Here is a 21,644-nt window from a genome sequence, read left to right on the forward strand (position 1 = left end):
TAATCATTGGAAAGGAAGGTAAAATTGAAAATAACTAATGATTTATTAAACAACTCACATATTATTTTTGAATCTAATATTAAAAATCAAATAGAAGCACTAACTAAAATTACTGATTTGGCATTTTCATTAGGTTATATTACTAATCGTGATGAATTACTAAAAGCATTTCTTGCTCGTGAGCAAGAATCATCAACGGGTTTTGAAGGTGGAATTGCAATTCCACACGCTAGAATTAAATCAATTAAAAAACCTGCAATTCTAATATTATGTAATAATAATGGTATTGACTGAAAAGCAATAGATGGACAATTAACAACTTTTATTATTGCTTTAATAATTCCTAAAACACAATCAGAAAATTTACATTTAGATATTTTAAGTACACTTGCAATCAAACTTGTAAATGAAGATTTTCGTAAAAAATTAAAAAATGCAACAAATTCACAAGAAATAATATCGCTTATTAATGATGAAACAGTTAAAAATAGTACTAAAAAAGAAATAAAAACAATGAAAAATAAGGAAACAAAAAAAATTGTTGGAGTTTCTTCTTGTACAACTGGAGTAGTTCATACTTACATGTGTAAAGAATTATTAGAAACCGCAGGAAAAGAACTAGGCTATCAAGTACATATTGAATGTCAAGGTCAAAAAGGACCAGAATATGTACTAACAGAACAAGAAATTAAAGAAGCGGATGTCGTTATTTTAGCAACAGATGTTGCAATTGACTTAGAACGTTTTATTGGTAAAAAAACATATACTTGTGGTACAAAACCAGTAGTTAAAGATGCTAAACAAACTATTAAAGAAAGTTTAACAAAAGCAAAAATATACGGTGAAACCAATGGAAATAGTGGTGATTTCATTTTAAATGCTTCGAAAGGTAAACCAGCAATTTTAAAACATTTATTAAGTGGAGTATCATATATGATACCATTTGTTGTTTTTGCTGGTTTAATTTTTGCTATTGTTGGTGGTATCGCAAAAGGCACTTTTGGTAATGGATTTGAATTTAAAAATTCATGAGAAGAACAACTTGCTTGATTAAAAACAAATCCACCGGGAGTTAATTCTGGATTAATTGGTGGTACAACGCTAATGCATGTATTAATGATTATCAATAACATTGCTGGTATTGGCTTTACATTGATGATACCAATCATGGGTGCTTATATTGCTTATTCAATCGCAGGACGTCCTGGTATTGCTCCAGCAATGATTATTACATTTTTATTAGTATCACCTGGTACGGGAATGTGATTTGGATGAGGAGTGTTTAATCTTACTGCTAGTTCTAAAATTGATGCAAGTCAACCTTTTCAGGGTAATGCTAATGTTTCATGAACATTATTTGGTGCTCTTTATGGAGGACTAATGGCTGGTTATTTAGTTAGATTTGTAAATTCATGAAAAGTGCCAAAATGATTATTACCAATTATGCCAATTATTATTATTCCTGTTTTTTGTACAGCAATTATTGCAATTCCAACAGCTTTCTTTTTAGCAGCACCGTTTGGATATGTAATGGGTGCATTGGATTATGGTTTAAGTTGAATGGGGTTACATCCAAATATAGGGTTTTTAGTTGGATTATTATTAGGAGCAATGGTTGGATTTGATATGGGTGGTCCAATTAATAAAACAGCTGTTCTTGTTGCAACATCATTAATGGTACAAGATGGTGGTCGATTAATGGGACCAGTAGCAGCAGCGATTCCGATTGCACCATTGGGTTGTGCATTAACATCAACAGTATTTAGTCGTAAATTATTTACAAAACAAGAACAATCATTAGGGTGAAATGCCTGATTATTAGGGTTTATGGGAATTTCTGAATCTGCTATTCCATTTGCAGTGAGAGATACATGAAGAACAATAGTTGCTAATGTTATTGGTAGTGCTGTTGCGGGTGCTTTAGCATTTGGTTTTGGTGTACTTGGTCATGTTGGGGCTTGAGGTTCTTTTATTATTGCTTTATTTGGTGGTGTTACTAATATTGATGGTAGTTATATTGGTATTTTATGATATGCAGTAGCTATTATTATTGGTACGGTAGTACAATCTATTATTTATACTTCACTTTTATTGCAAAAGCAAGGATTATATAGATCTTCAATTTTAACGTTATTAAATAAAATTGGAATTAAAACTAAAAATAAAAAAAGAAAATAATATTAATATATGAATAATAAAAAAAATTGATGATTTGAAAATCAATATAGTCGAAGTACAATAACTATTGATGATAAAAAAATAACTATTTATCATAAAGGATTAACAACTTTTAGTTTAAAAAAACAAACTAAAAATACTATTATGATTAATAATATTAATTATTTAGTTCTTAGAAAGCCAACTTTTTGACAGTGTGGGTACCTTTATTTTGTTTTAAAAAATGAAATTGAAAAAACTAATAATCAAGAAATTTTATTATCTAATTTATGTATAGCCTTCAAACGAAAAAATGAATTTAAAGAAGCAGAAGAAATTAAGAGTATTATTGATAATTTAATTATTTAAACTAAAAAAGCATTTTAATTGACATATTAAGAAAAATAAATTACAATTCTAATTATAATTTAATAGATGTCCAATCCTAATATAGATATTTCTTTATATTAGGTTTTTTATTAAATTAAAATATTTGAAAGGAAGATAAAAAGATATGCCTAAAAATATACAAAATATACAAATGACAGAAAAAGAATATAAAAATTTTCAAAATTATAAAAAACAAAAAGCAATACAAGAAGAAATGATATCCAAAACAAAAAGTACAGCAAAAAAAGCGGGAAAAATTGCTACTAATCATGCACCAACATTAGGTGGTGCGATAGGGTTTTTAGCAGGTGGATTTGGTGCAGGACTTACTGATAATAATCCTAATACTATTTTTGATGTGCCTGTTGGAATTTCATCAGCTGTTGGTGGAGCAATAATAGGATCTGTTGTAAAACAAAATTACAAAGCTAATATTGCTGAAAAAAAAGCAAAACGACAAGAAAAATTACAAAACATGCTATTAGAAAATATAAATAATTCATCAGATTCAGAATCCGAAGAAGAATTTGAACAAGAATTTGAACAAAACAAAGAAAATAGTTTGTATACTGATTTTGAAAAAAAATTAGCATTAAAAGAAGAAGCAATAAAAAAGAGAGAACTTTTATTACGAAACATGAAATTAGATGCAAAATTTCAAAAGCAAGAACAACAATTAAAAGAATTGAGTATTCAAAATAATTCAGTCGATGATATTCTTACAAAAGATGGAATGGCAACCCTTTTTAGGACTATTTTTTGGTAGACATTTGTTTTTGATAACTAACTGGAGTTAGGTAGTTTAGAGTACTGTGAATTCTTATGTTGTTATATCAATTGATGTAATCAAATAATTCTAATTTTAATTGGATTAATGATGTAAAATTTTTATCATTAATAAATTCAATTTTGAAAGTTTTAAAAGTTGCTTCAGCAACAGCATTGTCATAAGGACATCCTTTTTTGCTTAAAGATCGAGTTATGTTGAAAGCTAATAAAAGTTTATCAATAGTTTTATTATTGAATTCATTACCGCGATCAGTATGAAATATTTCAATATCTTTTAAACAGTGATTTGATTGCATAAATGCTTGATATACTAATGATGCATCTTTTTTAACTCCAACACTATGTCCAATAATTTCGCGGTTAAATAGGTCGATTAATAGGCAAATATAGTTTCATTTACCATTAACTTGAACATAAGTTAAATCACTAACAATAACTTCATTTTTAATTCTATTATTAAAGTTTCTATTAACAAGATTGGTTATTTGACTATCATTGACTTTATTATGATAATTTTTGAATGATAATTTAGTTTATTTTGATATTAAATTATGCTTATTCATAATTTCTTTAATTTTTCTGCGTGATAAATAAATTTCTTGGTTTGCTAGTATGACTTTTAATCTTCTAGTACCATAAACTTCTTTATTTTCTTTAAAAGCACTAATAACAGCTTGTTCATAAATATTATTTTGAATTTTATTTTTTTTCTTTAAATTAAAATAATATGTTGATTTAGAGAGTTTTAAAAAATGACACATTGTGCGAATTTTATATTTAGATTTATTATTTGCAATAATCTCGGAAATGTTTAGTAATCTGTGTAACTTACAAAAATAACTATGTTTAATTAATTCTAGTAAATATAATTAAATGACTAGAAAGAGTGAGTTACAGATGGCTAAAAAAGATAACTTTAATAATAATGATCCAATATCAAAAGCAGTAGATTTATTATTAGAAAATACTGAAGATTTAACAAAAGTTTTTAAAGAGGGAGGGTTGTATAAAGAATTAACAAAAAGATTAGTAGAAAAAATGTTGAATTCTGAAATGCAAAATTATTTAGGATATGAAAAAAATCAACATAGTACTACTGAAAATGCTCGTAATGGTACAAGTTCAAAAAAATTAATAACTCAACAAGGTAAAATTGAAATTGATGTACCAAGAGATCGCAATAGTAATTTTACTCCTGTAATAGTTCCTAAAAGGCAAAGAAGATTTGATGGTTTTGATCAACAAGTTCTTTCCTTGTATGCAAAAGGAATGACATTATCTGACATTAGAATGCAGTTGCAAGAGTTATATCATGGTGCTGATATTAGTGAAAGTGTTATTAGTCAAATTACTGATGATGTTATTGATGATGTTAAAGCATGACAAAATCGACCATTAGAAAGTATTTATCCTATTGTTTATTTTGATTGTATAGTAGTTAAAGTACGACAAGATAAACGGATTATTAACAAATCAGTTTATATAGCATTAGGAGTTGATTTAGAAGGCAAAAAAGATGTTTTAGGATTATGAATTAGTGAAAATGAAGGTTCTAAGTTTTGATTATCTAATTTCACAGAAATGAAAAATCGTGGCTTAAATGATATTCTTATTGCTTGTAGTGATAATTTAACAGGCATGTCAGAAGCAATACAATCAGTTTATCCTAAAACAGAACATCAATTATGCATTGTTCATCAAATTAGAAATAGTTTAAAATATGTTTCATACAAACATCGAAAAGGTCTAGTTGCAGATTTAAAACCAATTTATAGTGCATGTAGTGAAGAACAAGCAATGCAAGCTTTAGAATCGTTTGAAAGTAAATGAAATAAACAATATCCTCAAATTACTAAATCTTGATATAAAAATTGAGATAATTTAATGGTTTTTATTAGTTATCCAGTAGAAATCAAAAGAGTGATTTATACTACAAATGCTATTGAATCTGTTAATAGTCAATTACGAAAAATCATCAGAAATAAAAAAGTTTTTCCTAATGATATGGCAGTTTTCAAAATATTTTACTTGGCAATTGAAAATATAACAAAAAAATGAACATTTCCTATTCAAAATTGAAATACAGCAATTGCTCATTTTATGATAAAATTTGAAGACAGAATTAATCTAAATTAGTAACTTTGTAAAACAAAGATACACAGATTATTAAAAAGCCTCTATTTTGGTTTTCTTTTTCATTTTGAATTATTATCAACATTACGTTTAAAATCATTTCTATTGTTATGAGATGAAAAATTTAATTTAGTCGGTACTTTAACAACATTTTCAGGTAAATCTCAACCTGTAGTATCTAGTAAAGTAATTTCGTGATTTTGATAATATTGAATTTCTTGAATTTCATTATATTGAACTCTATTACTTACTAAAGTAATAGCAGTGCCTTGTGCTCCAGCACGAGCTGTTCTACCAATACGATGAGTATAGTACTCATATTCGCGTGGAATATCATAATTAAAAACATAATCAATACCATTAATGTCAATTCCTCTAGCAACAACATCAGTAGCAATTAGTACTTTAACCTTACCATTTTTAAATTGTCTCATTGCTTCCATACGTTCTCTTTGACTTTTATCACCGTTAATAACAGCACATTTAATATTATTTTGTTCTAATAATTGTGCGATTTTGTTAGTAAAATCTTTTGTATTTGAAAAAACAATACTTAATTGTGGTTGTAATTTTTGATATAAAGCAACTAATGCAGTTTCTTTTGTTATATTACGACAATCAAAATAATATTGTTTAATATTTGCTTGTTGTAATTTTTGACTTTCATCTTCAACACTAATACTAACTGGATTATTTTGATAATCATCAGCAATTTTTAAAACTGGTTTTGACATTGTCGCTGAAAAAAGAACAGTTTGAATATTTTGAGGTGAATTTTCAAATAAGAAATCAATATCTTTTTTAAATCCCATTTTTAACATTTCATCTGCTTCATCTAAAACTAATGTTTTAATTGAATTTAATCTTAAACTGCCACGATTAATATGATCAGTAATTCTTCCTGGTGTTCCAACAACTATGTTACTAGTTCTTAAATCATATAATTGATTTCTAATATTAACACCACCGCATAATAAAGCAACATTAACGCCATTTAAAAAATAAGCATATTTTTTTACTTGTTTAGCAACTTGGATTGCCAATTCTCTAGTTGGACAAACAATAATGGCTTGATTACGATATAATTTTATATCTAAATTATGTAATATAGGTAAGACAAAGGCAGCAGTTTTTCCGGTTCCGGTATGACTTTTTCCAATAATATCTTTTTTTTGTAAAGAAACTGGAATTGTCTTCTTTTGAATTGGTGTTGGGGTAGTATAACCCCATTTAGCAATAGCAGCAGTTAATTCTTGTTTTAAATTTAGTTCTGTAAAACTCATATATTTCTCCTTAAAAATAAATTTTGAATAAATTTAGAAAAAATGATAATTATAACCTGAAAAATAACCTCTAAAAGAGGATTATTTTAAAAAAGGATTAGTTTTATTTATTATTTATATATAATATACTTACTTACATTTTAAAGTATTAATTCATCTAATTTTTCTAAAATTAAAAGTTGTCAAATAATTTCATGATATTATTTATTTCTTTGACATCATTAACAACTTTTTTGATATTTTTTTATCAATCATATCTTAAAAGAAAATTGCGAATTAATCAACAACTTAAATATAATACACTATTTTTAATTAAATGTAAAGATAAATTTATAGAAATGAAAATATAAAAATAATAATTAAAATACTATACAAATTTTTAAATTTATTAAAATTAAAAATTTAAATTATATTAGAAATTTTTTATCATAACAAAAAATTTTGAAAAATAATATAAATTATCAAACATCAGTATCTGCTTTTTTAATAATTCAATTATCAAATAAAATATGATTATTTTTATGATTCTTAATCATTCCAGTTAAAAAATTAGTGTTTGCATAACGAATAGTTAAATAATTATAACCATGCATACCACCCGCATTTCTTTTAACTTTAAATGTATTATCATCTACTTTTTCCACACTAGTTCTATCACTTAAAGTTGGATTTTTTGCTCCTTTTCAAAGACCATTTAAAGTAACTGAAATATTACCTTTAATAAGATTTTCGGTTGTAGCTTTAGAACTTATTTTTGAACTAATATAGTCACTAATATCACTCATTGTTTTATTATTTTGAACAAAATTATCAAAATCTCCGGGATTCATATATATTGTTAAATTATTATCAGTAGTGATATCAATACGCCCTTTAGCAAATTCACTTTTTGTATAAAATATTTTACCTAATGCTGTTGCTGTTTGCTCTGCTCATTCACCTTGCGTTTGATTAGGGCTAATATTAATAAAATCTAAAGTCATTGGCGTTAATCTTAATCCTGAAATGCTTCAATCACTAATAGTGATTTTTCCAAAAGCATTAATTTTATTTTTACTTTCTTCAGGCACTCCTTGTTTTCCAACAAGTCACTTAGTAATCTCATCTGAAAAAGTTGTTGCTGTTGGTGATAAATAATTTTTCAAAGAATCAATTGCTTCATCAATTGTAGATTTAGTAAGCGCTTCATACATATGATCACCACTAGCATAAACATCATTTTTTTGAAGAACTTCTGATTGAGCATTAATATCAACTTTAGTAATATTAACTTTATTGTTATTAAGTTTTCTAGTAATTAATTCTTTTGCTTTTTGTAATAAACTTCCACTATCAGTAGTGGTGCTTTCTATTTGTATCATAAAATCTTTTAATACTTTTGTTACATTACCAGTTGAAGCTTCAATTAAAGACTTTAAATTAGCGCCAGTATTAGCGTAATTAAAATCAAAAATATTAGATACTTCAATTTCTGTCTTTTTGTTACTTTCATCTTTATAAGATAATTTTAATTTTAAGTCTGCAGCAAGTTTATATCACATTGTTATGTTATACGTTGCTGGATCATAATTTTCAATACCAAAATCAGCTTTTTCCTTAGTTCAATTGAATTGTTTATTTGTCATTTTTGTTCCATTAAAATCAATTTTTAAAATTTCACTAGTAGTTATATTATTAAATAATGGTTTTAAATCAGATGGTTGTAATAAATAATCCTCAATAATAAGATTTGTAATATCTTTTTGAAGCCTAGTTAAAAATATATCCTTTATTTTACTATCAACCAGAGTGTCACTATCTTTAGGTAAACTATTTAAATTATTAGTAATATCTTTTCCAGATTCACCAAATTCATCTTCAAAAGTTAAATTCTTATATTCACTAATTAAATTTGCAAGTCCTAAACTAATTTGCTCTTTAGCTTTTTTTAATAATTCTTGTACATCAGCATTTTCCGATACTTCATCATCAGTATCAGAACTATTACCATTTCCACATGCCACTACATTTACTGCTAATGGTGCTGTTAATCCAAAAATTGCTAATAATTTTAATATTCCCTTCACTCTAGTACCCTCCTAAAATTTCTTTTAATATATTTTATTAAATTTTTAGTATATTCTAAAATATTTATAATTAAAATGTTGTGAATATATTAACTTTAATATTTCAGTAAACTAATAAGTTTATAAAAAATCAAGTTTAATTTAATAATTAAAAAATAAGCATTGTAATCATAATTATTAGATTATCTTTTATATCAAAATTTGTTAAATTTTATTACTTATAATTAAAATGTTTAAATAATTTTTCTTTTTTTATGCAGTTTAATAAAAAATAATTTTTCTTTTTCATTAAATTATATTTTATAAACAAAAAAAATAATTGATTATAATTGATAATATGTAAAGGAGAAAAAATAATGGACAGATTACTAGAAACCACAACGAAAACTATAAAAAAAACTAAAACCAAAAAGGCAAGTTGATTTAAGTTATTTAGATTAATTATAATTAAAATTAGTTACAATTTTATTACGGCATTTTTATTTTTATTTTCAATAGTAATTTCGGTATTGAGCATTAGTGTTTTGTTTTTTTTAAATTTATCAATAGAAGATTTTATTATTGATTTACAATATTATATTATGATTTTTTATAGTATATTTTTATTTATTTTTATTTTATTAAATGTTATAAAAATTTTTGGTACTCAATTTGAAGATAGTTCTTTCTTATTATTACTTACTAAACCTTATACAAGAAATGTTATTATTTTAACTCAATACGCTACTTTATTTTTTATGAGTTTAACTTTTATTTTCATAAATATTATTGCTTTATTAATATTTGGCGGGATTTGTGGAATTATTATAAAAGTTTCTTATTTAGCTTTTTACATATTAACTATCCTAAAGTTTTTTGGCTTTTGCTCTTTATTTGCTGTTTTAGTTACTGTTGGTGTAGTAACAATGTTAGTTTTTACTCCATCACAAACAGTTTTTTTAATTTTTGTTATTTTCTGTAGTCTATTTTTATTAGGTGGTTTGCCTTACTCATTAACCAAAATAAATAGTGACATTATTAAAATTAATTTTGAAAATAATATCCAATATACTGTTAGTGAAATCAAAGAAGCAATTTTATTTAAACAAAATTTAGAAAAAGGATTAATTAAATATCCGAATTTAACAAAAGCTATTTTTGATTTTTATTCTAATCTTAGTGATCAAGAATTAAAGGATATTAAAAAAAATAATGTTATTAATAAGCGTATTGATTTTTATCAAAAATTAGGATTTATTAAAACAAATCCTACTGTTAAAACTCTTAGTGGTAAAACAACCACTTGAAAACCAATTGAATTTCAAAATAAAGATATATTTATGAAAATTACTTTTAATAGTTATTTTAAAAACTTAGATGAATTAAAAAATAATGTTGATAATAATCAAATTACAGAAGACTTAATTAATATAATTAATGATTATGATAAAAAGTATAATATTGATTCATTTATGGATCTGCAAAGTGGTAAAGCACCTTCACTATTAACATACGATACTGATATTAATAATACTTATATACAAATTACAGGTCCAATATTAGAAAAACCCGTTCCACTATCACCCAAGGAAATTAAAAATATTTTTATTGATACATATGCATATAAATTTGATTTTCGTAATGAATTTAATAAAATTTTTTATAATCCTGTTTATTTTTTAGTTAGAACAACCGAAGAATATATTTATAATCAAATTCATACTTATCGTCAGATTACTAATAATTCTGTTACTAATGATAAAAATTATAAAAATTACATTAGTATTGCAAATAGTTATCAATTTATCAATGCAATAAATTTTATTGAACATTGAAATCAAATTTGAACTTATTTTATGGACTACTATGGTGATTTTTGATTTGAACCTTATGCAACATCTAGTATCGATTTTGATACACAAAAAAATACTTTATTTAGTTATCCTGATTTTAAACTAACACTAAATAATAAAAAAATAAAAACTGATAACATTGATTATTTTGAAAATAATCAATCAGTTCTTGAAATATATTGTGGATTTTCTATCTTTTTATTCTTACTTTCTTATTTAATGTATAATCGAAAAATTGTTAGTTAGGAGAAAACTTATTATGGGAACTACAGAAGACATTATGATTAGTGTCAGAAACTATAACAAAAAATTTAAAAAGTTTAATATTAGTAATATAAATTTTACTGTATTTAAAGGAACTATTCATGCTTTGGTTGGTCAATCTGGTAGCGGAAAATCTGTTTTATTAAAGTCTATCATTGGTGCAATGCCTAGTAACAGATACAGTGGTACATAAAATATTTAGGACAAACAACCACTATTACCGATAGTGCTCTAGAAGTTAATTTACAAAAATTATTAAATAATTTTAATTTATGAGAACATCGTAATAAGGGTTTAAATTCTTTCTCTTCAGGAATGAAAAATAGAATTATGCTAATTCAAGCCTTAGCACATGATCCAGAACTAGTAATTCTTGATGAACCTGGTGCAAACTTAGATTCAGAGTCACGAAAATATTTTACAAATGTATTAAAAAGATTAAAAGCAGAAGGTAAAACTATTTTCTTAACAACTCATATGATTAACGAGGTTAAAGATATTATTGATGATTGTACTATTATTGATTTGGGAAAAATGCTTTATAGTGGAACAATAGCAAAATTTGATGTTGGCAAAATTTTTATTTTGACTACTAACAATTTACCATTAACAGCCATTATATTAACAAAATATCAATATCAATTTAAATATCTTAAAGATTTAAATGAAATCTTAATTCGCTTAGATACACAAGAAAAAATTGATAATCTTAGTTCAATTTTAAATAAATATAAAATTGGTATTCAAAATCTTTATGAAAAAGAAATAGATTTATCACATTTAAAAAATTTTTTATAAAATAAAAAACAAAAATTTAACTATAAAATTTCTAATCTTTTTAATTTCTTATAGTATAATTATTTATAAACTTAATATAAGTTTAATTATTTTAAATAAATACCTTTTCATTTTAATAAGGAGAAAAAATGCAAAAAGTTAATGAATGAATAAATAAACATCAACATGAATTTAAGAAAACACTTGAAGAAAAAAATCAAATAAAAATAAATTGAGAACAAGAATACAAAATAATTAATAATTTAAAAGAAGAAATAAACAACAAATATAAAAAAACTAATTTAATAAAAAAATAAGTTACTCTATAGAGTAACTTATTTTTTTATTAACTATTACATTTTGCGAGGCTTTTTAATAATCTGTGTATCTTTGTTTTACAAAGTTACTAATTTAGATTAATTCTGTCTTCAAATTTTATCATAAAATGAGCAATTGCTGTATTTCAATTTTGAATAGGCAATGTTCATTTTTTTGTTATATTTTCAATTGCCAAGTAAAATATTTTGAAAACTGCCATATCATTAGGAAAAACTTTTTTATTTCTGATGATTTTTCGTAATTGACTATTAACAGATTCAATAGCATTTGTAGTATAAATCACTCTTTTGATTTCTACTGGATAACTAATAAAAACCATTAAATTATCTCAATTTTTATATCAAGATTTAGTAATTTGAGGATATTGTTTATTTCATTTACTTTCAAACGATTCTAAAGCTTGCATTGCTTGTTCTTCACTACATGCACTATAAATTGGTTTTAAATCTGCAACTAGACCTTTTCGATGTTTGTATGAAACATATTTTAAACTATTTCTAATTTGATGAACAATGCATAATTGATGTTCTGTTTTAGGATAAACTGATTGTATTGCTTCTGACATGCCTGTTAAATTATCACTACAAGCAATAAGAATATCATTTAAGCCACGATTTTTCATTTCTGTGAAATTAGATAATCAAAACTTAGAACCTTCATTTTCACTAATTCATAATCCTAAAACATCTTTTTTGCCTTCTAAATCAACTCCTAATGCTATATAAACTGATTTGTTAATAATCCGTTTATCTTGTCGTACTTTAACTACTATACAATCAAAATAAACAATAGGATAAATACTTTCTAATGGTCGATTTTGTCATGCTTTAACATCATCAATAACATCATCAGTAATTTGACTAATAACACTTTCACTAATATCAGCACCATGATATAACTCTTGCAACTGCATTCTAATGTCAGATAATGTCATTCCTTTTGCATACAAGGAAAGAACTTGTTGATCAAAACCATCAAATCTTCTTTGCCTTTTAGGAACTATTACAGGAGTAAAATTACTATTGCGATCTCTTGGTACATCAATTTCAATTTTACCTTGTTGAGTTATTAATTTTTTTGAACTTGTACCATTACGAGCATTTTCAGTAGTACTATGTTGATTTTTTTCATATCCTAAATAATTTTGCATTTCAGAATTCAACATTTTTTCAACTAATCTTTTTGTTAATTCTTTATATAAACCGCCAGGTTTAAAAACTGTTGTTAAATCTTCAGTATTTTCTAGTAATAAATCTACTGCTTTTGATATTGGATCATTATTATTAAAGTTATCTTTTTTAGCCATCTGTAACTCACTCTTTCTAGTCATTTAATTATATTTACTAGTGGAATGGCAACCCTTTTTAGGACTATTTTTTGGTAGACATTTGTTTTTGATAACTAATTGGAGTTAGGTAGTTTAGAGTACTGTGAATTCTTATGTTGTTATATCAATTGATGTAATCAAATAATTCTAATTTTAATTGGATTAATGATGTAAAATTTTTATCATTAATAAATTCAATTTTGAAAGTTTTAAAAGTTGCTTCAGCAACAGCATTGTCATAAGGACATCCTTTTTTGCTTAAAGATCGAGTTATGTTGAAAGCTAATAAAAGTTTATCAATAGTTTTATTATTGAATTCATTACCGCGATCAGTATGAAATATTTCAATATCTTTTAAACAGTGATTTGATTGCATAAATGCTTGATATACTAATGATGCATCTTTTTTAACTCCAACACTATGTCCAATAATTTCGCGGTTAAATAGGTCGATTAATAGGCAAATATAGTCTCATTTACCATTAACTTGAACATAAGTTAAATCACTAACAATAACTTCATTTTTAATTCTATTATTAAAGTTTCTATTAACAAGATTGGTTATTTGACTATCATTGACTTTATTATGATAATTTTTGAATGATAATTTAGTGTATTTTGATATTAAATTATGCTTATTCATAATTTCTTTAATTTTTCTGCGTGATAAATAAATTTCTTGGTTTGCTAGTATGACTTTTAATCTTCTAGTACCATAAACTTCTTTATTTTCTTTAAAAGCACTAATAACAGCTTGTTCATAAATATTATTTTGAATTTTATTTTTTTTCTTTAAATTAAAATAATATGTTGATTTAGAGAGTTTTAAAAAATGACACATTGTGCGAATTTTATATTTAGATTTATTATTTGCAATAATCTCTACTTTCTGCCTATTATTAGTGCTGCTTGCTTTAAAATATCAATTTCCATTCGTAACTGTTTTAATTCTTTATTTGCTTGAATTAATTGTTTTTCTAAATCTGAAAGATTATCTTTAGTTTTAAAACTACCTGAATTAGTAAATTGCTTAATTCAATTGTAAGTAGCTGCTCTTGTAACATTGTATTCTTTAACAAGGCAAGATACTGATTTGCCACTTTGATATAAAGCTACTATTTGTTTTTTAAATTCATCTGAATATGAGTTAATAGTGACCATAATTATAATTCCTTTCTTTTAACTAATTTGTTCACTTGTCTATGTAATTAGTGTCCAATAAAGTGTAACCCATCCAATAAATCATTACCATTTAATCTTAGTTGTTGAGCAATTTGGTTATCTGTAATTAAACCTTTATTATTAGCCAAATAAACAATAGTATCATAAAGATTATTTGTAATAAAGAAACGACAATTTGCACTATTTCTTAATTGAAATAAAGTATTTCAAGCAGATAACATGGAAATGTTTAGTAATCTGTGTAACTTACAAAAATAACTATGTTTAATTAATTCTAGTAAATATAATTAAATGACTAGAAAGAGTGAGTTACAGATGGCTAAAAAAGATAACTTTAATAATAATGATCCAATATCAAAAGCAGTAGATTTATTACTAGAAAATACTGAAGATTTAACAACAGTTTTTAAACCTGGCGGTTTATATAAAGAATTAACAAAAAGATTAGTTGAAAAAATGTTGAATTCTGAAATGCAAAATTATTTAGGATATGAAAAAAATCAACATAGTACTACTGAAAATGCTCGTAATTGTACAAGTTCAAAAAAATTAATAACTCAACAAGGTAAAATTGAAATTGATGTACCAAGAGATCGCAATAGTAATTTTACTCCTGTAATAGTTCCTAAAAGGCAAAGAAGATTTGATGGTTTTGATCAACAAGTTCTTTCCTTGTATGCAAAAGGAATGACATTATCTGACATTAGAATGCAGTTGCAAGAGTTATATCATGGTGCTGATATTAGTGAAAGTGTTATTAGTCAAATTACTGATGATGTTATTGATGATGTTAAAGCATGACAAAATCGACCATTAGAAATTATTTATCCTATTGTTTATTTTGATTGTATAGTAGTTAAAGTACGACAAGATAAACAGATTATTAACAAATCAGTTTATATAGCATTAGGAGTTGATTTAGAAGGCAAAAAAGATGTTTTAGGATTATGAATTAGTGAAAATGAAGGTTCTAAGTTTTGATTATCTAATTTCACAGAAATGAAAAATCGTGGCTTAAATGATATTCTTATTGCTTGTAGTGATAATTTAACAGGCATGTCAGAAGCAATACAATCAGTTTATCCTAAAACAGAACATCAATTATGCATTGTTCATCAAATTAGAAATAGTTTAAAATATGTTTCATACAAACATCGAAAAGGTCTAGTTGCAGATTTAAAACCAATTTATAGTGCATGTAGTGAAGAACAAGCAATGCAAGCTTTAGAATCGTTTGAAAGTAAATGAAATAAACAATAGGATAAATACTTTCTAATGGTCGATTTTGTCATGCTTTAACATCATCAATAACATCATCAGTAATTTGACTAATAACACTTTCACTAATATCAGCACCATGATATAACTCTTGCAACTGCATTCTAATGTCAGATAATGTCATTCCTTTTGCATACAAGGAAAGAACTTGTTGATCAAAACCATCAAATCTTCTTTGCCTTTTAGGAACTATTACAGGAGTAAAATTACTATTGCGATCTCTTGGTACATCAATTTCAATTTTACCTTGTTGAGTTATTAATTTTTTTGAACTTGTACCATTACGAGCATTTTCAGTAGTACTATGTTGATTTTTTTCATATCCTAAATAATTTTGCATCTCAGAATTCAACATTTTTTCTACTAATCTTTTTGTTAATTCTTTATACAACCCTCCCTCTTTAAAAACTTTTGTTAAATCTTCAGTATTTTCTAATAATAAATCTACTGCTTTTGATATTGGATCATTATTATTAAAGTTATCTTTTTTAGCCATCTGTAACTCACTCTTTCTAGTCATTTAATTATATTTACTAGAATTAATTAAACATAGTTATTTTTGTAAGTTACACAGATTACTAAACATTTCCATGTTATCTGCTTGAAATACTTTATTTCAATTAAGAAATAGTGCAAATTGTCGTTTCTTTATTACAAATAATCTTTATGATACTATTGTTTATTTGGCTAATAATAAAGGTTTAATTACAGATAACCAAATTGCTCAACAACTAAGATTAAATGGTAATGATTTATTGGATGGGTTACACTTTATTGGACACTAATTACATAGACAAGTGAACAAATTAGTTAAATTATTAATTATTTTGTATTCTTGTTCTCAATTTATTTTTATTTGATTTTTTTCTTCAAGTGTTTTCTTAAATTCATGTTGATGTTTATTTATTCATTCATTAACTTTTTGCATTTTTTCTCCTTATTAAAATGAAAAGGTATTTATTTAAAATAATTAAACTTATATTAAGTTTATAAATAATTATACTATAAGAAATTAAAAAGATTAGAAATTTTATAGTTAAATTTTTGTTTTTTATTTTATAAAAAATTTTTTAAATGTGATAAATCTATTTCTTTTTCATAAAGATTTTGAATACCAATTTTATATTTATTTAAAATTGAACTAAGATTATCAATTTTTTCTTGTGTATCTAAGCGAATTAAGATTTCATTTAAATATTTAAGATATTTAAATTGATATTGATATTTTGTTAATATAATGGCTGTTAATGGTAAATTGTTAGTAGTCAAAATAAAAATTTTGCCAACATCAAATTTTGCTATTGTTCCACTATAAAGCATTTTTCCCAAATCAATAATAGTACAATCATCAATAATATCTTTAACCTCGTTAATCATATGAGTTGTTAAGAAAATAGTTTTACCTTCTGCTTTTAATCTTTTTAATACATTTGTAAAATATTTTCGTGACTCTGAATCTAAGTTTGCACCAGGTTCATCAAGAATTACTAGTTCTGGATCATGTGCTAAGGCTTGAATTAGCATAATTCTATTTTTCATTCCTGAAGAGAAAGAATTTAAACCCTTATTACGATGTTCTCATAAATTAAAATTATTTAATAATTTTTGTAAATTAACTTCTAGAGCACTATCGGTAATAGTGGTTGTTTGTCCTAAATATTTTAGAAAATTATAAGCTGTTAAACCTTGTGGAAAGTTTTCTAAATTTAAGGAATAACCTAAACTTAATTTTGATTTTGCACTTCCTGCTTTGTAATCATTAACCTTAATTGTACCACTGTATCTGTTACTAGGCATTGCACCAATGATAGACTTTAATAAAACAGATTTTCCGCTACCAGATTGACCAACCAAAGCATGAATAGTTCCTTTAAATACAGTAAAATTTATATTACTAATATTAAACTTTTTAAATTTTTTGTTATAGTTTCTGACACTAATCATAATGTCTTCTGTAGTTCCCATAATAAGTTTTCTCCTAACTAACAATTTTTCGATTATACATTAAATAAGAAAGTAAGAATAAAAAGATAGAAAATCCACAATATATTTCAAGAACTGATTGATTATTTTCAAAATAATCAATGTTATCAGTTTTTATTTTTTTATTATTTAGTGTTAGTTTAAAATCAGGATAACTAAATAAAGTATTTTTTTGTGTATCAAAATCGATACTAGATGTTGCATAAGGTTCAAATCAAAAATCACCATAGTAGTCCATAAAATAAGTTCAAATTTGATTTCAATGTTCAATAAAATTTATTGCATTGATAAATTGATAACTATTTGCAATACTAATGTAATTTTTATAATTTTTATCATTAGTAACAGAATTATTAGTAATCTGACGATAAGTATGAATTTGATTATAAATATATTCTTCGGTTGTTCTAACTAAAAAATAAACAGGATTATAAAAAATTTTATTAAATTCATTACGAAAATCAAATTTATATGCATATGTATCAATAAAAATATTTTTAATTTCCTTGGGTGATAGTGGAACGGGTTTTTCTAATATTGGACCTGTAATTTGTATATAAGTATTATTAATATCAGTATCGTATGTTAATAGTGAAGGTGCTTTACCACTTTGCAGATCCATAAATGAATCAATATTATACTTTTTATCATAATCATTAATTATATTAATTAAGTCTTCTGTAATTTGATTATTATCAACATTATTTTTTAATTCATCTAAGTTTTTAAAATAACTATTAAAAGTAATTTTCATAAATATATCTTTATTTTGAAATTCAATTGGTTTTCAAGTGGTTGTTTTACCACTAAGAGTTTTAACAGTAGGATTTGTTTTAATAAATCCTAATTTTTGATAAAAATCAATACGCTTATTAATAACATTATTTTTTTTAATATCCTTTAATTCTTGATCACTAAGATTAGAATAAAAATCAAAAATAGCTTTTGTTAAATTCGGATATTTAATTAATCCTTTTTCTAAATTTTGTTTAAATAAAATTGCTTCTTTGATTTCACTAACAGTATATTGGATATTATTTTCAAAATTAATTTTAATAATGTCACTATTTATTTTGGTTAATGAGTAAGGCAAACCACCTAATAAAAATAGACTACAGAAAATAACAAAAATTAAAAAAACTGTTTGTGATGGAGTAAAAACTAACATTGTTACTACACCAACAGTAACTAAAACAGCAAATAAAGAGCAAAAGCCAAAAAACTTTAGGATAGTTAATATGTAAAAAGCTAAATAAGAAACTTTTATAATAATTCCACAAATCCCGCCAAATATTAATAAAGCAATAATATTTATGAAAATAAAAGTTAAACTCATAAAAAATAAAGTAGCGTATTGAGTTAAAATAATAACATTTCTTGTATAAGGTTTAGTAAGTAATAATAAGAAAGAACTATCTTCAAATTGAGTACCAAAAATTTTTATAACATTTAATAAAATAAAAATAAATAAAAATATACTATAAAAAATCATAATATAATATTGTAAATCAATAATAAAATCTTCTATTGATAAATTTAAAAAAAACAAAACACTAATGCTCAATACCGAAATTACTATTGAAAATAAAAATAAAAATGCCGTAATAAAATTGTAACTAATTTTAATTATAATTAATCTAAATAACTTAAATCAACTTGCCTTTTTGGTTTTAGTTTTTTTTATAGTTTTCGTTGTGGTTTCTAGTAATCTGTCCATTATTTTTTCTCCTTTACATATTATCAATTATAATCAATTATTTTTTTTGTTTATAAAATATAATTTAATGAAAAAGAAAAATTATTTTTTATTAAACTGCATAAAAAAAGAAAAATTATTTAAACATTTTAATTATAAGTAATAAAATTTAACAAATTTTGATATAAAAGATAATCTAATAATTATGATTACAATGCTTATTTTTTAATTATTAAATTAAACTTGATTTTTTATAAACTTATTAGTTTACTGAAATATTAAAGTTAATATATTCACAACATTTTAATTATAAATATTTTAGAATATACTAAAAATTTAATAAAATATATTAAAAGAAATTTTAGGAGGGTACTAGAGTGAAGGGAATATTAAAATTATTAGCAATTTTTGGATTAACAGCACCATTAGCAGTAAATGTAGTGGCATGTGGAAATGGTAATAGTTCTGATACTGATGATGAAGTATCGGAAAATGCTGATGTACAAGAATTATTAAAAAAAGCTAAAGAGCAAATTAGTTTAGGACTTGCAAATTTAATTAGTGAATATAAGAATTTAACTTTTGAAGATGAATTTGGTGAATCTGGAAAAGATATTACTAATAATTTAAATAGTTTACCTAAAGATAGTGACACTCTGGTTGATAGTAAAATAAAGGATATATTTTTAACTAGGCTTCAAAAAGATATTACAAATCTTATTATTGAGGATTATTTATTACAACCATCTGATTTAAAACCATTATTTAATAATATAACTACTAGTGAAATTTTAAAAATTGATTTTAATGGAACAAAAATGACAAATAAACAATTCAATTGAACTAAGGAAAAAGCTGATTTTGGTATTGAAAATTATGATCCAGCAACGTATAACATAACAATGTGATATAAACTTGCTGCAGACTTAAAATTAAAATTATCTTATAAAGATGAAAGTAACAAAAAGACAGAAATTGAAGTATCTAATATTTTTGATTTTAATTACGCTAATACTGGCGCTAATTTAAAGTCTTTAATTGAAGCTTCAACTGGTAATGTAACAAAAGTATTAAAAGATTTTATGATACAAATAGAAAGCACCACTACTGATAGTGGAAGTTTATTACAAAAAGCAAAAGAATTAATTACTAGAAAACTTAATAACAATAAAGTTAATATTACTAAAGTTGATATTAATGCTCAATCAGAAGTTCTTCAAAAAAATGATGTTTATGCTAGTGGTGATCATATGTATGAAGCGCTTACTAAATCTACAATTGATGAAGCAATTGATTCTTTGAAAAATTATTTATCACCAACAGCAACAACTTTTTCAGATGAGATTACTAAGTGACTTGTTGGAAAACAAGGAGTGCCTGAAGAAAGTAAAAATAAAATTAATGCTTTTGGAAAAATCACTATTAGTGATTGAAGCATTTCAGGATTAAGATTAACGCCAATGACTTTAGATTTTATTAATATTAGCCCTAATCAAACGCAAGGTGAATGAGCAGAGCAAACAGCAACAGCATTAGGTAAAATATTTTATACAAAAAGTGAATTTGCTAAAGGGCGTATTGATATCACTACTGATAATAATTTAACAATATATATGAATCCCGGAGATTTTGATAATTTTGTTCAAAATAATAAAACAATGAGTGATATTAGTGACTATATTAGTTCAAAAATAAGTTCTAAAGCTACAACCGAAAATCTTATTAAAGGTAATATTTCAGTTACTTTAAATGGTCTTTGAAAAGGAGCAAAAAATCCAACTTTAAGTGATAGAACTAGTGTGGAAAAAGTAGATGATAATACATTTAAAGTTAAAAGAAATGCGGGTGGTATGCATGGTTATAATTATTTAACTATTCGTTATGCAAACACTAATTTTTTAACTGGAATGATTAAGAATCATAAAAATAATCATATTTTATTTGATAATTGAATTATTAAAAAAGCAGATACTGATGTTTGATAATTTATATTATTTTTCAAAATTTTTTGTTATGATAAAAAATTTCTAATATAATTTAAATTTTTAATTTTAATAAATTTAAAAATTTGTATAGTATTTTAATTATTATTTTTATATTTTCATTTCTATAAATTTATCTTTACATTTAATTAAAAATAGTGTATTA

Annotated in this window: 20 protein-coding genes and 2 pseudogenes; 11 read left to right on the plus strand and 11 right to left on the minus strand. The window is 24.1% G+C overall.

The genetic code is table 4. From position 1 onward, the window contains the following. Window positions 1-24: 24 nt before the first annotated feature. From AACK94_RS05130 to AACK94_RS05140, 3 genes are all read left to right on the plus strand, one after another. Entirely contained in the window at window positions 25-2,178 is a 2,154-nt protein-coding gene (locus AACK94_RS05130; RefSeq protein WP_338975380.1) for a fructose-specific PTS transporter subunit EIIC, read from the plus strand. 9 nt (window positions 2,179-2,187) lie between these two features. Then, window positions 2,188-2,526, plus strand: a complete 339-nt coding sequence (locus AACK94_RS05135) for a hypothetical protein (RefSeq protein WP_338962903.1) — start codon at window positions 2,188-2,190, stop codon at window positions 2,524-2,526. 145 nt (window positions 2,527-2,671) lie between these two features. After that, window positions 2,672-3,313 (plus strand): hypothetical protein, encoded by a 642-nt coding sequence (locus AACK94_RS05140; RefSeq protein ID WP_338975381.1) that lies wholly within the window; start codon window positions 2,672-2,674, stop codon window positions 3,311-3,313. On the opposite strand, the gene AACK94_RS05145 is transcribed toward AACK94_RS05140, so the two are convergent. Both AACK94_RS05145 and AACK94_RS05150 read right to left on the minus strand, forming a co-directional pair. Next, the gene (locus tag AACK94_RS05145) at window positions 3,300-3,863 is read right to left on the minus strand and encodes an IS3 family transposase (protein ID WP_338976355.1); all 564 of its coding nucleotides are present in this window, start codon (window positions 3,861-3,863) and stop codon (window positions 3,300-3,302) included. The genes AACK94_RS05140 and AACK94_RS05145 overlap by 14 nt on opposite strands. 6 nt (window positions 3,864-3,869) lie before the next feature. After that, window positions 3,870-4,097 carry an IS3 family transposase gene (locus tag AACK94_RS05150; RefSeq protein ID WP_338975382.1) on the minus strand — a complete coding sequence of 76 codons (228 nt, stop codon included), beginning with the start codon at window positions 4,095-4,097 and terminating at the stop codon, window positions 3,870-3,872. Window positions 4,098-4,233: 136 nt separating this feature from the next. On the opposite strand from AACK94_RS05150, the gene AACK94_RS05155 reads away from it, so the two are divergent. Beyond that, window positions 4,234-5,472: an IS256 family transposase gene (locus AACK94_RS05155; RefSeq protein ID WP_338976357.1), complete on the plus strand. Its 1,239-nt coding sequence runs from the start codon at window positions 4,234-4,236 to the stop codon at window positions 5,470-5,472. Window positions 5,473-5,513: 41 nt separating this feature from the next. Here the strand turns inward: AACK94_RS05155 and AACK94_RS05160 are convergent, their stop codons facing one another. Beyond that, the gene (locus AACK94_RS05160) at window positions 5,514-6,752 is read right to left on the minus strand and encodes a DEAD/DEAH box helicase (RefSeq protein ID WP_338975383.1); all 1,239 of its coding nucleotides are present in this window, start codon (window positions 6,750-6,752) and stop codon (window positions 5,514-5,516) included. Window positions 6,753-7,210: 458 nt separating this feature from the next. Beyond that, entirely contained in the window at window positions 7,211-8,818 is a 1,608-nt protein-coding gene (locus AACK94_RS05165) for a hypothetical protein (protein WP_338975384.1), read from the minus strand. 356 nt (window positions 8,819-9,174) lie between these two features. Between AACK94_RS05165 and AACK94_RS05170 the strand changes: the two genes are divergently transcribed. The 4 genes from AACK94_RS05170 (at window position 9,175) to AACK94_RS05185 (ending at window position 12,008) form a co-directional block, all read left to right on the plus strand. Next, entirely contained in the window at window positions 9,175-10,896 is a 1,722-nt protein-coding gene (locus tag AACK94_RS05170; RefSeq protein WP_338975385.1) for a hypothetical protein, read from the plus strand. Window positions 10,897-10,909: 13 nt separating this feature from the next. After that, on the plus strand, window positions 10,910-11,107 hold the full coding sequence (locus tag AACK94_RS05175) for an ATP-binding cassette domain-containing protein (protein WP_338975386.1): 198 nt from the start codon (window positions 10,910-10,912) through the stop codon (window positions 11,105-11,107). Between the two features lie 62 nt (window positions 11,108-11,169). After that, complete coding sequence (locus tag AACK94_RS05180; protein ID WP_422397407.1) at window positions 11,170-11,712, plus strand: ATP-binding cassette domain-containing protein; 543 nt, start codon at window positions 11,170-11,172, stop codon at window positions 11,710-11,712. A 128-nt stretch (window positions 11,713-11,840) separates the two neighbouring features. Further along, window positions 11,841-12,008 (plus strand): hypothetical protein, encoded by a 168-nt coding sequence (locus tag AACK94_RS05185; protein WP_338973776.1) that lies wholly within the window; start codon window positions 11,841-11,843, stop codon window positions 12,006-12,008. Window positions 12,009-12,097: 89 nt separating this feature from the next. On the opposite strand, the gene AACK94_RS05190 is transcribed toward AACK94_RS05185, so the two are convergent. From AACK94_RS05190 to AACK94_RS05200, 3 genes are all read right to left on the minus strand, one after another. Continuing rightward, window positions 12,098-13,336 carry an IS256 family transposase gene (locus tag AACK94_RS05190; RefSeq protein ID WP_281749630.1) on the minus strand — a complete coding sequence of 413 codons (1,239 nt, stop codon included), beginning with the start codon at window positions 13,334-13,336 and terminating at the stop codon, window positions 12,098-12,100. Between the two features lie 64 nt (window positions 13,337-13,400). Next, window positions 13,401-14,518 (minus strand): IS3 family transposase gene (locus tag AACK94_RS05195; protein WP_338975387.1). Its coding sequence is split into 2 segments (ribosomal slippage): window positions 13,401-14,248 and window positions 14,248-14,518, totalling 1,119 coding nucleotides; the frame shifts between segments, so codons are not numbered across the junction. A gap of 47 nt (window positions 14,519-14,565) precedes the next feature. After that, on the minus strand, window positions 14,566-14,760 hold the full coding sequence (locus tag AACK94_RS05200) for a hypothetical protein (protein WP_338975388.1): 195 nt from the start codon (window positions 14,758-14,760) through the stop codon (window positions 14,566-14,568). 94 nt (window positions 14,761-14,854) lie between these two features. Between AACK94_RS05200 and AACK94_RS05205 the strand changes: the two are divergent. After that, a pseudogene (locus AACK94_RS05205) lies at window positions 14,855-15,796 on the plus strand (IS256 family transposase); the annotation flags it as partial. A gap of 49 nt (window positions 15,797-15,845) precedes the next feature. On the opposite strand, the pseudogene AACK94_RS05210 reads toward AACK94_RS05205, so the two are convergent. Further along, window positions 15,846-16,337: pseudogene (locus tag AACK94_RS05210) on the minus strand (transposase); the annotation flags it as partial. 70 nt (window positions 16,338-16,407) lie between these two features. Between AACK94_RS05210 and AACK94_RS05215 the strand changes: the two are divergent. Further along, window positions 16,408-16,602: a hypothetical protein gene (locus AACK94_RS05215; protein ID WP_338975388.1), complete on the plus strand. Its 195-nt coding sequence runs from the start codon at window positions 16,408-16,410 to the stop codon at window positions 16,600-16,602. Here AACK94_RS05215 and AACK94_RS05220 read toward each other — a convergent pair. From AACK94_RS05220 to AACK94_RS05230, 3 genes are all read right to left on the minus strand, one after another. Continuing rightward, complete coding sequence (locus tag AACK94_RS05220) at window positions 16,599-16,745, minus strand: hypothetical protein (RefSeq protein WP_338975390.1); 147 nt, start codon at window positions 16,743-16,745, stop codon at window positions 16,599-16,601. The genes AACK94_RS05215 and AACK94_RS05220 overlap by 4 nt on opposite strands. A gap of 128 nt (window positions 16,746-16,873) precedes the next feature. Next, window positions 16,874-17,782: an ABC transporter ATP-binding protein gene (locus AACK94_RS05225; RefSeq protein ID WP_338975391.1), complete on the minus strand. Its 909-nt coding sequence runs from the start codon at window positions 17,780-17,782 to the stop codon at window positions 16,874-16,876. A 13-nt stretch (window positions 17,783-17,795) separates the two neighbouring features. Further along, window positions 17,796-19,517, minus strand: a complete 1,722-nt coding sequence (locus tag AACK94_RS05230; protein ID WP_338975385.1) for a hypothetical protein — start codon at window positions 19,515-19,517, stop codon at window positions 17,796-17,798. Between the two features lie 356 nt (window positions 19,518-19,873). On the opposite strand from AACK94_RS05230, the gene AACK94_RS05235 reads away from it, so the two are divergent. Then, entirely contained in the window at window positions 19,874-21,481 is a 1,608-nt protein-coding gene (locus tag AACK94_RS05235; RefSeq protein ID WP_338975384.1) for a hypothetical protein, read from the plus strand. The last annotated feature ends 163 nt before the right edge of the window (window positions 21,482-21,644 follow it).

It is taken from the genome of Spiroplasma endosymbiont of Monopis laevigella, from assembly GCF_964019975.1.
Classification (GTDB): domain Bacteria; phylum Bacillota_I; class Bacilli_A; order Mycoplasmatales; family VBWQ01; genus Spiroplasma_E; species Spiroplasma_E ixodetis_A.